General features: G+C 71.9%; 10 protein-coding genes. 8 read left to right on the plus strand and 2 right to left on the minus strand.

Features of this window, described 5'->3' with window-relative positions; genetic code table 11:
- Positions 1-112: 112 nt before the first annotated feature.
- The 3 genes from hydA (at position 113) to C6Y14_RS12960 (ending at position 4,338) form a co-directional block, all read left to right on the plus strand.
- Entirely contained in the window at positions 113-1,516 is a 1,404-nt protein-coding gene (hydA, locus tag C6Y14_RS12950; protein ID WP_107016746.1) for a dihydropyrimidinase, read from the plus strand.
- A gap of 48 nt (positions 1,517-1,564) precedes the next feature.
- Positions 1,565-2,584 (plus strand): TIGR03842 family LLM class F420-dependent oxidoreductase, encoded by a 1,020-nt coding sequence (locus C6Y14_RS12955; RefSeq protein ID WP_107016747.1) that lies wholly within the window; start codon positions 1,565-1,567, stop codon positions 2,582-2,584.
- 185 nt (positions 2,585-2,769) lie between these two features.
- Positions 2,770-4,338: an NCS1 family nucleobase:cation symporter-1 gene (locus tag C6Y14_RS12960; RefSeq protein ID WP_107016748.1), complete on the plus strand. Its 1,569-nt coding sequence runs from the start codon at positions 2,770-2,772 to the stop codon at positions 4,336-4,338.
- 30 nt (positions 4,339-4,368) lie between these two features.
- Here the strand turns inward: C6Y14_RS12960 and C6Y14_RS12965 are convergent, their stop codons facing one another.
- Both C6Y14_RS12965 and C6Y14_RS12970 read right to left on the minus strand, forming a co-directional pair.
- Entirely contained in the window at positions 4,369-5,031 is a 663-nt protein-coding gene (locus C6Y14_RS12965) for a hypothetical protein (RefSeq protein WP_404828779.1), read from the minus strand.
- Positions 5,032-5,152: 121 nt separating this feature from the next.
- Positions 5,153-6,229 (minus strand): carboxymuconolactone decarboxylase family protein, encoded by a 1,077-nt coding sequence (locus C6Y14_RS12970; protein WP_107016750.1) that lies wholly within the window; start codon positions 6,227-6,229, stop codon positions 5,153-5,155.
- A gap of 167 nt (positions 6,230-6,396) precedes the next feature.
- On the opposite strand from C6Y14_RS12970, the gene C6Y14_RS12975 reads away from it, so the two are divergent.
- The 5 genes from C6Y14_RS12975 to C6Y14_RS13000 all read left to right on the plus strand — a co-directional run bounded on the left by C6Y14_RS12975 (position 6,397) and on the right by C6Y14_RS13000 (position 12,065).
- Complete coding sequence (locus tag C6Y14_RS12975) at positions 6,397-7,497, plus strand: sensor histidine kinase (protein WP_107016751.1); 1,101 nt, start codon at positions 6,397-6,399, stop codon at positions 7,495-7,497.
- Positions 7,494-8,162, plus strand: coding sequence for a response regulator (locus C6Y14_RS12980; protein ID WP_107016752.1), 669 nt, complete (start codon positions 7,494-7,496; stop codon positions 8,160-8,162). Before C6Y14_RS12975 ends, C6Y14_RS12980 begins: the two co-directional genes overlap by 4 nt.
- Before the next feature lie 35 nt (positions 8,163-8,197).
- Positions 8,198-8,866 (plus strand): DUF4232 domain-containing protein, encoded by a 669-nt coding sequence (locus tag C6Y14_RS12985; RefSeq protein ID WP_107016753.1) that lies wholly within the window; start codon positions 8,198-8,200, stop codon positions 8,864-8,866.
- Positions 8,867-8,891: 25 nt separating this feature from the next.
- Positions 8,892-11,030 (plus strand): gamma-glutamyltransferase family protein, encoded by a 2,139-nt coding sequence (locus C6Y14_RS44060; protein ID WP_159074231.1) that lies wholly within the window; start codon positions 8,892-8,894, stop codon positions 11,028-11,030.
- A 189-nt stretch (positions 11,031-11,219) separates the two neighbouring features.
- Positions 11,220-12,065 carry an inositol monophosphatase family protein gene (locus C6Y14_RS13000; protein ID WP_107016754.1) on the plus strand — a complete coding sequence of 282 codons (846 nt, stop codon included), beginning with the start codon at positions 11,220-11,222 and terminating at the stop codon, positions 12,063-12,065.
- Positions 12,066-12,183: the final 118 nt, after the last annotated feature.

Genomic DNA, 12,183 nt, shown 5'->3' on the forward strand with positions numbered 1-12,183 from the left:
CGAAGGGGCGCCCCAAAGGGGCGCGGGGAACTGCGCGACCAGCCACGACGCACCCGCACGTGACCACCGCCCCACCCCGGGGGCTCCGTCGGGACAGACAGGAGAGGAACACATGAGCACCCGCACAGTCATCCGCGGTGGTCTGGTCATCACCGCATCGGACGAACTGCACGCGGACGTCCTCATCGAGGACACCCGCATCGCCGCGATCGCGGCAACCGGCACCTCCGCCGCGGACGCCTGGACCGCCGACCGGATCATCGACGCCACCGGCAAGTACGTGATCCCGGGCGGCGTCGACGCCCACACCCACATGGAACTGCCCTTCGGCGGCACCTTCGCCTCCGACACCTTCGAGACCGGCACCCGCGCCGCCGCCTGGGGCGGCACGACCACGATCATCGACTTCGCGGTCCAGAGCGTCGGCCGCTCCCTGCGCGAGGGCCTCGACGCCTGGAACGCCAAGGCCGACGGCAAGTGCGCCATCGACTACGGCTTCCACATGATCGTCTCCGACGTCAACCAGGACACCCTCAAGGAGATGGACCTGCTGGTCGAGGAGGGTGTCACCTCCTTCAAGCAGTTCATGGCCTACCCCGGCGTCTTCTACAGCGACGACGGCCAGATCCTGCGCGCCATGCAGCGCTCCGCCGAGAACGGCGGCCTGATCATGATGCACGCCGAGAACGGCATCGCGATCGACGTGCTCGTGGAACAGGCGCTGGCCCGGGGCGAGACCGACCCCCGCTTCCACGGCGAGGTCCGCAAGGCCCTCCTGGAGGCCGAGGCCACCCACCGCGCCATCAAGCTCGCCCAGGTGGCCGGCGCCCCGCTGTACGTCGTGCACGTCTCGGCCACGGAGGCCGTCGCCGAGCTGGCCCGGGCCCGTGACGAGGGCCTGAACGTCTTCGGCGAGACCTGTCCGCAGTATCTGTTCCTGTCGACGGACAACCTCGCGGAGCCGGACTTCGAGGGCGCGAAGTACGTGTGCTCGACCCCACTGCGGCCCAGGGAGCACCAGGCCGCCCTGTGGCGGGGCCTGCGCACCAACGACCTCCAGGTCGTCTCCACCGACCACTGCCCCTTCTGCTTCACAGGCCAGAAGGAGCTGGGCCGGGGCGACTTCTCGAAGATCCCCAACGGTCTGCCGGGCGTCGAGAACCGGATGGACCTGCTGCACCAGGCCGTGGTCGACGGACACATCTCGCGCCGCCGCTGGATCGAGATCGCCTGCGCGACCCCGGCCCGGATGTTCGGCCTGTACCCGAAGAAGGGGACGATCGCGCCGGGCGCCGACGCGGACGTCGTCATTTACGACCCGCACGCCGAGCAGATCATGTCCGCCGAGACCCACCACATGAACGTCGACTACTCGGCGTACGAGGGCAGGCGCACCACCGGCCGTGTCGAGACGGTCCTCTCGCGCGGCACATCCGTCATCACCGACCGGGAGTTCACCGGCCGTGCCGGGCACGGCAGTTACACCCCCCGCTCCACCTGCCAGTACCTCCTCTGACCTTCTCCGACCTTCTCCGACCTTCTCCGAGCGATCAGGAGTGGCGCCATGGACTTCGGACTCGTCCTGCAGACAGACCCACCCGCCTCCCGCGTCATCAGCCTGATGAAGCGGGCCGAGCGCAACGGCTTCACGTACGGCTGGACCTTCGACTCCGCCGTGCTCTGGCAGGAGCCGTTCGTCATCTACAGCCAGATCCTGTCCAACACCACGAAGCTCAAGGTCGGCCCGATGGTGACGAACCCGGGCACCCGCACCTGGGAGGTCACCGCCTCGACCTTCGCCACCCTCAACGACATGTTCGGCAACCGCACGGTCTGCGGCATCGGACGCGGTGACTCGGCGATGCGGGTGGCAGGCCGCAAGCCCAACACCCTCGCGCGGATCAGCGAGGCCATGAAGGTCATCCGGACGCTGGGGCGCGGCGACGAGGCCGACCTCGGCGGCACGGTGATCAGGTTTCCGTGGATCAAGCCGGGCGCCGAACTCCCCGTCTGGATGGCCGCGTACGGACCCAAGGCCCTGAAGATGACCGGCGAGGAGGCGGACGGCTTCATCCTCCAGCTCGCCGACCTGTACCTCACCGAGTACATGGTCAAGGCGGTGCGGACCGCGGCGGCCGAGGCCGGTCGCGACCCGGCAGACGTCAAGATCTGTGTGGCCGCGCCCGCCTACGTCACCGAGGACGACTCGCCCGAGGCGCTCGCCCACGCGCGTGAGCAGTGCCGCTGGTTCGGCGGCATGGTCGGCAACCACGTCGCCGACCTGGTCTCCAAGTACGGCGAGCACTCCGCCGCCGTACCCGAGGAACTCACCGACTACATCAAGTCCCGTGAGGGCTACGACTACTCCCACCACGGGCGCAGCGGAAACCCCGACACCCAGTTCGTGCCGGACGAGATCGTCGACCGGTTCTGTCTGATCGGCACGGCCGAGCAGCACGTCGCGAAGCTGAACGCCCTGCGGGAGCTGGGCGTCGACCAGTTCGCCCTGTACGACATGCATGACGCGCAGGAGGAGGTCATCGAGGCGTACGGATCGACGGTCATCCCCGCGGTCAACGGTTAGCAGCCCGTCCCTCCCGACCATCCGTCCCTCCCGACCGCCCGTCCCTCCCGACCGTCCGCGCCCCCGACCGTCCGCACCCACGGTGTCCCCCCCCCGACCACCCGCACCCAAGTCGTCCCCTTCCCGCCTCCCCGGGAAGGGGACCGCACGGCCTTTCCCGTCCCACCTCATTGATTGGCCTGCTCATGACCGAAACCGTTCCCACAGGGCCACCGATATCCCAGTCCGCCGACACCGAGGGGCGGATCGAACTCAGCCCCGGGGCCTTCCCCGCCGACAGCCCGTTCGCCAACGAGGACCTGCGTCCCGTCCCGGTCGCCGAGCGCAAGTGGACGACGTACAACTTCGCGGCGCTGTGGATCTCCATGGCGCACTGCATTCCCAGCTGGACCCTGGCCTCCGGTCTGGTCGCCCTCGGGATGGACTGGAAGCAGGCCGTCTTCACGATCGCGCTGGCCAACGTCATCGTGCTGCTGCCGATGCTGGCCACCGGACACGCCGGACCCAAGTACGGCATCCCCTTCCCGGTCCTCGCCCGCGCCTCCTTCGGGCTGCGCGGGGCCAACGTCCCGGCGCTGATCCGGGCGGCCGTGGCCTGCGGCTGGTTCGGCATCCAGACCTGGATCGGCGGCAGCGGAATCTTCGCGCTCGGTTCCAAGCTGACCGGCGGGGAGTGGGAGAAGGCCGGACAGATCGCCGGCAACCCCTGGCCGCTGTGGCTGTGCTTCCTGCTCTTCTGGGCCGTGCAGATCGCGATCATCTACCGCGGTATGGACTTCCTGCGGCGCTTCGAGAACTGGGCCGCGCCCGTCGTGATCGTCGGCGCGTTCGTGCTGCTGATCTGGATCGCCGTCAAGGCGGACGGCTTCGGCGCGCTGCTCGACCAGCCTTCGAAGCTCGGCTGGGGCCCCGACTTCTGGACGGTCTTCTTCCCGGCCCTGATGGGCATGATCGGCTTCTGGGCGACGCTGTCCCTGAACATCCCCGACTTCACCCGCTTCGGCGCCAGCCAGAAGGCGCAGACCTGGGGACAGAGCCTCGGACTGCCTACGACGATGACGCTCTTCGCGATCCTCGCCGTGCTGGTCACCTCCGGCTCGGAGGCCGTCTACGGAGAGGCCATCTGGGACCCGGTCGCCCTCGCCGCCAAGACGGACAGCGCCTTCGGACTGCTCTTCGCGCTCTTCATCGTGCTGATCGCCACGATCTCCGTGAACATCGCGGCGAACGTGGTCTCACCGGCGTACGACCTGTCGAACCTGGCGCCGAAGTTCATCAACTTCCGTACCGGGGCGCTGATCACGGGTGTCATCGGCATCCTGATCTTCCCCTGGAAGCTGATCTCCACCCCGGAGTTCTACATCTTCACCTGGCTCGGAGTGGTCGGCGGGCTGCTCGGCACGGTCGCGGGCATCCTGATCGCCGACTACTGGATCGTCCGCCGTACGGTCCTGCACCTCGCGGACCTCTACACGCCCGGCGGACGCTACTGGTACACGAACGGCTGGAACTGGCGGGCGGTGCTGGCCTTCGTGATCGGCGGTGTCCTGGCCGTCGGCGGCTCTTACTCGAACATCGACGAGAAGGGGGCGAAACTCGGCCCGTTCCCGGTCGACGGACTCATCCCGTTCCTCAAGCCGCTCGCGGACTACGGCTGGGCGGTCGGCGTCGCCTCGTCGCTCATCCTGTACGTCGCCCTGATGGCACCCGTGGCACGGGCCGAACGGGAGGAATCCGCGCACAGGGTCAGCTGACCGCGGGCCGACCGCGCCGGGAGCCGCCCGCTACTGGGCGGCCTCCAGCGCGGCCATCCCCTCCTTGGCGGCCTTGATCGCACCCTTGTTGATCTCGTCCGTACCGGGCGCCTTCTTGCTCTCGAAGTCGCTGCCGTTGTACGTGACGACCACCAGGGCGTTGGACGCGCGGACGATCACCATGCCCTCGCGCGTCTGCTGCTTGTCGTCGGTGGTGAGGTTCACCACCGAGTACGCCTCGTCGCCGACGCCGGGAACCTTGCCGCCGCCGCTCTTCTCCGTGGTGCGCTGCTTGTACGCGGCGAGGGCGGTCTCGTCCGATTTCTTGATCTCGTACGAGATGTCCAGCCAGCGGTAGTCGAACGACTTGAGCGCGTTCCAGGAACAGGTGCGGCGCAGCGACTCGTCGGTCGAGGGGATCTCCTTGCCGGCCGTCTTGGCGCCGGGCACCAGCGCGGTCACCGTCTTCTTCGTGATGCCCTCGCAGGGCGCGGGGGAGTCGCGGTAGGTGCGGACCGCCGCGGCCGTCGCGGGCGCCGACGGGGATCTCTCGCCGTCGGGGGCGGCCTTCTTCTCCGTGGCCGCAGGCGCGGCGAGCGGCCCGGACGACAGCGCCCAGCCCGCCGTGGCGAGCACGACGACCGGCGCCAGACGCGCGGTGAGAGCGAGAGGAAGAGATCGCACGGCGCACATTTCGTGGGGGACGGTGCGGAGGGGTCCGCACTGCGGACGGGACGCCAGTGTCACACGCGCCGCTGTGGGGCGGAAGTGCGAACTCGCTCCGTGCCCGCCCGTGTCCGCGCGGTGACAGTACCTACCGACTCACCGAGGCATCGACCGCGGCCTGCAGGGGCAGCGCGCGCTCGATACGGTCCACGGCGGTGAACGCCCCGTACGCGATCAGCTCCACCAGGCAGTGGTCCGTGTACGGCGGCTTCTTCCAGGCGGCCACGTCCTCGTCGGTGATCCGGTACGGAGCCAGCGCGGCCAGCAGCGCCAGCCGCGCCCCGGGCCGGTCCGCACGGCCGGGCAGCGCGTCCCAGACCACCGGCTGATGCGTCCCGTCCCAGACCGCGACCGTGTCCCTCACGAGGATCTGGTCGGCCTCGGTCAGCAGCGAGGAGCCAGCCATGGCCGCCGCCCGCAGTGCCGCGTAGGCCGGGCCGACCGTCGTGCCGGCCGCCCAGGTGGGGCCGGGGCCCGCGTCGCCGTCGAGGAGGGCGAGGCTCGTGCCCGGTACGAGGCGTCGGCGCACGGTCTTCGCCACGGAACGGCCGACGAGGCTGCGGACCGGCCTGAACCGCTGGACGTTGCCCGGCAGCAGGTTCTCGGTCAGCAGGGCCGAGACGATCCGGTTGATGAAGTGGAAGGCCAGGGCGGTGCCCACGTACGCGGCGGTGTGCCGGACGAAGTACGGCAGCGGGGTGAGGTCCGGGCTGCCCGGGACGCGGGTCGCCTCGCCCCAGGCGACCATGCGCGCCTGGACCTCCCTCTCCGGGGCCTCGCCGCGGGCCAGGCGCTCCGCGAGGGCGTGGTCGCCGGTGGCGTGCAGCAGGAGGGTGTGCGCGTCCACGCAGAACGGGCACCTGTTGGCGCGGGACACCCCGAACGCGGCCAGTTCCTTTCCGGTGCGGCTGCCCTCGCCCGCGAGCAGCGACTCCCGCATCAGCGCCCAGGCGGCGGCCATCAGTCCGGGCGAGGAGGACAGGACGACGAAGGTGGAGGCGTTCTCGACGCCGAAGTCCTCGGCGAGCTGCCGGTACACCTCCGCGGTGCGGCCGGAGGCGGACCTGGGCGGCAGGGGCTCGGTGTGGCGGAAGGGCGCGGTCGTGAACGGCGCGGCGTTGAACGGTGCGGTCAGGAAGGCTGAGGTCAGGAAGGCTGGGGTCATGGGGAGAACCCTGGTCCGCCGGGACGCCCCCACGCGTCGTACGGCCGGAGGCAGTTGACGGTGCGCCGACCCGACCGCCCGGCACCTCCCACTACTGCGCAGGGAGTAGTGCGGGAGTTGTCCACAGGGCTGACGCCGCTGTCCGTCCGGCGGTCTACGGTACGGACATGAGCGCGGACCAGGCACTCCTCAAGCGGCTCGCCGACGTGGCACTCGCCGTCGTGATCGGCGCCGTCACCGTGTCCGCGGCGGCCCTCGACCAGGACACCACCGCGCTCGACCTCGCCCTGATCGTGGCGGGTTCGCTCGCGCTGGCCGCGTACCGCAAGGCACCCCGGGTGGTGCTCGCCGTGACCACCGCGGCCCTGAGCGCCCACGCGCTGCACGCCCAGCCGGGACCGGTGGCCGCCCTGCCCGTGGTGGCCGCCGTCCACACCGCGGCGCAGGCAGGACACCGGGCCGTCGGCGCGGCGGCGGGTGCCGTCTACCTCGGCGCCTGCCTCGCGGCGGGCCCGGTCACGCACAGCACCGTCGAGCGGACCGCGCTGCTCGCGGGCTGGTTCCTGTGCGCCGTGGTCAGCGGTCTCGCGGGCCGCAACTGGCAGGCGTATCTGCGCCAGACCGAACAGCGCGCCCTGGAGGCCGAGCGCACCCGCGAGGAGGCGGCCCTGCGCCGCGCGGGGGAGGAACGGCTGCGCATAGCCCGCGAGTTGCACGACTCCCTCACCCACAGCATCTCCATCGTCAAGCTCCAGGCGGGGGTGGCCGTGCACCTCGCGCGCAAGCGCGGCGAGGAGATACCTCCTGCCCTGCTCGCCATCCAGGAGGCCGGCGGGGAGGCCATGCGCGAACTGCGCGCCACGCTGGACATCCTGCGCACCGACGAGCCGACCGGCACGCCCGCGCTGCTGGTGGAGCGCGCCCGCGCGGCGGGCCTCGCCGTCGACCTGACCGTGACGGGCCGCGAGCGCCCGCTGGCGGCGACCGTGGACCGCGCCGCGTACCGCATCGTCCAGGAAGCCCTCACGAACGCCGCCAGACATGCGGGATCCGCCAAGATCGCCGTACAACTCGACTACGGGGAAGGTGAGTTGACGATAAGCGTCGACGACGACGGAACCGCCGAACCGTCCTGTCCGCCCGCCGAGGGCATCGGGCTCACCGGTATGCGCGAACGCGTCACGGCGCTCGGTGGCACCCTGCGCGCCGCCCCGCGCGAAGAGGGCGGCTTCTCGGTACGGGCCGGTCTGCCGCTGGAACACGCGTGATCCGGGTCGCGCTCATCGACGACCAGGCGCTCATGCGGGCCGGCTTCCGGGCCCTCCTGGACGCCGAGGACGGCATCGAGGTGGTCGGCGAGGCGGCCGACGGCGAGCAGGGCGTGGCGCTGGTGCGCGAGCACGTGCCGGACATCGCCCTCGTCGACGTGCAGATGCCGGTGATGACGGGCATCGAGGCGACCCGCCGCATCGCCGCCGACCCACGGCTGTCCGGTGTGCGCGTGGTGATGCTGACCAACTACGGACTCGACGAGTACGTCTTCGAGGCGCTGCGGGCCGGGGCCAGCGGGTTCCTGCTCAAGGACACCGAGCCGGCCGATCTGCTCCAGGCCATCGAGGTCGTCACGCGTGGCGAGGCCCTGCTGTCGCCGTCCGTCACCCGCACGCTGATCGGCGAGTTCGTCTCCCGGCCGCCGGACCGGGCGAAGGCGCCGGGGCTTGAGTGCCTGACGCGCCGAGAACGCGAGGTGACCGCGCTGGCCGCCCGCGGCCTCACCAACGAGGAGATCGCCGCCCACATGGTCATCAGCCCCTTCACCGCCAAGACCCACATCAGCCGCGCGATGACCAAGCTCGGCGCCCGCGACCGTGCCCAACTGGTGGTATTCGCCTACGAGTCGGGGCTGGTCACGGCACGAGGCCGGGCGGAGTGAGGGCTTCCGCCGTGCGCCCGTGTGATGATCGGCGGGTGATCGCGACACGTCCGAGGCCGAGACCCTTCCGCAGTGCCGCCCTCGTCTGCCTGCTGGTACTGACGCCGGTACTGGGGGCGAGCGGGTGCGGGCTCTCCGCCGAACTGGACCGGGAGAGCAACCCGGAACGCACGCCCGCCCCGACACCGTCCGTCGCGGTGGTGCCACCCTCGCCCACGCCCGCGCCTGTGACCTCCGCGCCCTCCCCGGCACCCCCTCCCGCCGTCCCCGGCCAGCAGGCGGAAGGCTGTCCCAAGTCCGGTCTGCGTTTCGCGGCCGATCAGGGCGACGCGGCGATGGGACTGCGCGCGATGGGCCTCGACGTCACCAACTGCGGCGGGAAGCCGTACAAGTTGAACGGCTATCCGGCCGTCACCGTGCTGGACGGCTCCGGCGATCCGTTCCCCGGCGTGAAGACCGTCCAGGGCACGGACCAGGTGTCCATGGCTCCGGAGGACCCCGGCCCCCGGCCCATCACGCTCGCCCCCGGTGAGAGCGCGCACGCGGCCCTGTACTGGCGGATGAACAACACCAGCGGCGTGTATCTCCGGGTCGCTCCGGAGAAGGGCGACGACACGGTGACCGTACGGCCGCCGTATCCGCTCGACATCGGCCCGGAGAACGTCCTCGGGACGACGGCCTGGCAGCCCTCGCAAGCCCGTTAGCAACAGGCCTGCGTACCATCGCCGGATGCCCCGGCCCGCGGCCCGCGGCCTGCCCCGCAGCGAGGAGTTCCCCGTGTTCACGACCCGACCCACGCTCCAGGGCACCTTCGGAATGGTGTCCTCCACGCACTGGCTCGCCTCGCAGTCGGCGATGGCCGTGCTGGAGGACGGCGGCAACGCGTACGACGCCGCCGTCGCCGCGGGTTTCGTGCTGCACGTGGTCGAGCCGCACCTCAACGGGCCCGCCGGTGAGGTGCCGATCATCCTCGCCCCGGCGGGCGGCGAGGTACAGGTCCTGTGCGGTCAGGGCGTGGCACCGGCCGGGGCCACCGTCGCCCACTACAGGGGGCTGGGCCTGGACCTCGTCCCCGGCACCGGCCCCCTCGCGGCCGCCGTGCCGGGCGCCTTCGACGCGTGGATGCTGCTGCTGCGCGACCACGGCACGAAATCCCTGGCGGACGTCCTGAAGTACGCGATCGGGTACGCGCGGGACGGGCACGCGCCCGTGGAGCGCGTCGGCCAGACCGTGGAGACCGTACGGGAGCTGTTCGAGACCGAGTGGACGTCGTCCGCCGAGGTGTACCTGCCGGGCGGGGAGCCCCCGCGACCGGGCGAGCTGTTCCGCAATCCCGCGCTGGCCGCGACCTGGCAGCGGCTCATCGCGGAGTCCTCCGCCGGAGCGGTTGAGGCCCGGCATGGCGGGGCCCAGGACGGCGGGGCCCGGTACGGCGAGGCCCAGGACAGCGGGGCCCGGCATGGCGGGGCTCAGGACCGCGGGGCCCAGGACGGCGGGGCCCCGGCGGGCGACCGCCGGATCGCGCAGATCGAGGCCGCTCGGCGGATCTGGCGCGAGGGCTTCATCGCCGAGGCGCTCGTGCGGCAGGCGGCCCGGCCTACGCGGGACACCAGCGGTGAGCGTCACTCCGGCACGCTCACCGCCGCCGACCTGGCCTCCTGGTCCGCGTCCTACGAAGCACCGGCCACCTACGACTGGCGGGGCTGGACCCTGTGCAAGGCGGGGCCCTGGAGCCAGGGCCCGGTACTCCTCCAGCAGCTGGCCCTGCTGCCGCCCGAGCTGCCACGGTACGGCTCCGCCGAGTACACGCACCTGCTGATCGAGGGCTGCAAGCTCGCGATGGCCGACCGGGAGGCCTGGTACGGGGACGCGGGCGAGGTGCCCCCGGCGGAGCTGCTGTCGGAGCTGCTGTCACCGGAGTACAACGCCGGGCGGCGGGCGCTGGTGGGGGAGAAGGCCTCGTACGAGCTGCGGCCGGGAAGTCCCGGCGGCCGTACTCCGCAGCTCAGCGGGCACGCGCGCGTGGTGGCCTCCGGAGCCCTGGCGGAGGCCGGCTTCGACGCACTCGCGACGCCGGGCGCGGGGGAGCCGACCGTGGCGAGAGGGGCCGATGGGGGCGGTGGCCCGACCGTGGCCCGCGGGGCTGAAAGGGCCGACGAGCCCACCGTGGCGCGAGGGACCGAAAGGGCCGGTGAGCCGACCGTGGCCAAGCCGACTACGTCTCCCGTGCCCGGCGAGCCGGACGTCTCGGCGGACGGCGGCACCCGGGGCGACACCTGCCACCTCGACATCGTCGACCGCTGGGGCAACATGGTCGCGGCCACGCCCAGCGGCGGCTGGCTGCAGTCCAACCCGGTCGTGCCCGAACTGGGCTTCCCGCTCGGCACCCGGCTCCAGATGGCCTGGCTGGACGAGGGGCTGCCCAACTCCCTCACCCCGGGCCGCCGTCCGCGCACGACACTCACACCGTCGCTCGCGCTGCGGGACGGGGTCCCCGTCCTGGCCTTCGGCACGCCCGGCGGCGACCAGCAGGACCAGTGGCAGCTGCACTTCTTCCTCGCCGTCGCCCTGCGCGCGGAGGTGCGTGGCGGCCCGGACCTCCAGGGCGCGATCGACGCCCCCAACTGGCACAACGACAGCTTCCCCGGCTCCTTCTTCCCGCGCGGGATGCGGCCCGGCAGCGTGACCGTCGAGTCCCGCATCGACCCCGACGTCGTGGAGGAGCTGCGCCGCCGCGGCCACGACGTCCAGGTCGGCGAGGCCTGGTCCGAGGGGCGGCTGTGCGCGGTCGCCCGGGACCCGCGCACCGGGATCCTGTCGGCGGCGGCGAACCCGCGCGGGATGCAGGGGTACGCGGTCGGCCGCTGAGGAGATTCGGCCGGCCCCACGTCAGGGGCGCCCCTTCAGGGGCGCGGGGAAGTGCGCCCCCGGCCACGACGCCGCCGCACCCGACAACACCCCACGGCCCCTGACCGCGGCGCACGTTGTTCATGCCGATTCCACCCGTGATGCACCCACCGGGTGGGGATTGTCAGTGGCGCGTGCTCTCATGGAGGCATGATCGAACACATGGAAACCATCGACGAGTTTCTCGCACACCGCACGGCAGACGTCGAACAGGCCGTCCGCGAGGCGGCGGCCACCGAGATCATGCCGCGCTTCCGGCAGCTCGCGGCACACGAGGTGGACCAGAAGAGCGGCCCGCACGACCTGGTCACGGACGCCGACCGCAAGGCCGAGGAATACCTCACCGGGGTTCTCGGCAAGCTGCTGCCCGGCTCGGTCGTGGTCGGCGAGGAGGCGGTCCACGCCAATCCGGCGAGCTACGAGGCGCTGCAGGGCGAGGCGCCCGTCTGGATCGTCGACCCGGTCGACGGCACCCGCCAGTTCGTCCACGGCGACCCCGGCTTCTGCACACTGGTCGCGCTCGCCCAGCGCGGCGTCGTGCTGGCGTCCTGGACGTACGCCCCGGTCCGCGACCAACTCGCCACGGCCGTACGGGGCAGGGGCGCCCTGCTCGACGGCGAACGCCTCCTGGCGGGCGCGCCGGACCCGGGCCGTGACCTCGAAGTCGCCACGTCCCACCCGGACTACACGACGGACGACCAGAAGCGGGCGCTGCTCGGCCTGCGTACGCAGGGCGTCAGCCCGCGCCCCTGCGGCTCCGCCGGACTGGAGTACCTCGCCGTCGCCCGCGGTGAGTTGGACGCCGTCGCGTTCAGCTGGGAGGCCGCCTGGGACCACGCGGCGGGCCTGCTGCTCGTCGAGGAGGCGGGCGGCGCGCACCTGACCCTCACGGGGGAGCCGTTCCGCATAACCGGCGGCAACACCCTTCCCTTCACGGCGGCGCGGGACGCGGCCACGACCCGCCGGGTCCTCGAACTGCTGTCGGGCGGTGCCTGAGCGGCGCTCGCGCGGGGCCGGACAGGGCCTGTCGGTGGCCGGGTGACGAGCCGGCGAGGGGTGGGGACGGGCGCTGTCGCAGGCCCGGCATATCCTGACCGTCAGTGGCCATCGGCTG

Source organism: Streptomyces dioscori (assembly GCF_003024195.1).
Classification (GTDB): domain Bacteria; phylum Actinomycetota; class Actinomycetes; order Streptomycetales; family Streptomycetaceae; genus Streptomyces; species Streptomyces dioscori.

Bases quoted from the DNA above. Each gene is read 5' to 3' on its own strand.
- hydA (WP_107016746.1), top strand. From the start codon at position 113: ATGAGCACCCGCACAGTCATCCGCGGTGGTCTGGTCATCACCGCATCG.
- C6Y14_RS12970 (WP_107016750.1), bottom strand. From the start codon at position 6,229: ATGACCCCAGCCTTCCTGACCTCAGCCTTCCTGACCGCACCGTTCAAC.
- C6Y14_RS12955 (WP_107016747.1), top strand. From the start codon at position 1,565: ATGGACTTCGGACTCGTCCTGCAGACAGACCCACCCGCCTCCCGCGTC.
- C6Y14_RS44060 (WP_159074231.1), top strand. From the start codon at position 8,892: ATGCCCCGGCCCGCGGCCCGCGGCCTGCCCCGCAGCGAGGAGTTCCCC.
- C6Y14_RS12965 (WP_404828779.1), bottom strand. From the start codon at position 5,031: ATGTGCGCCGTGCGATCTCTTCCTCTCGCTCTCACCGCGCGTCTGGCG.
- C6Y14_RS13000 (WP_107016754.1), top strand. From the start codon at position 11,220: ATGATCGAACACATGGAAACCATCGACGAGTTTCTCGCACACCGCACG.
- C6Y14_RS12960 (WP_107016748.1), top strand. From the start codon at position 2,770: ATGACCGAAACCGTTCCCACAGGGCCACCGATATCCCAGTCCGCCGAC.
- C6Y14_RS12975 (WP_107016751.1), top strand. From the start codon at position 6,397: ATGAGCGCGGACCAGGCACTCCTCAAGCGGCTCGCCGACGTGGCACTC.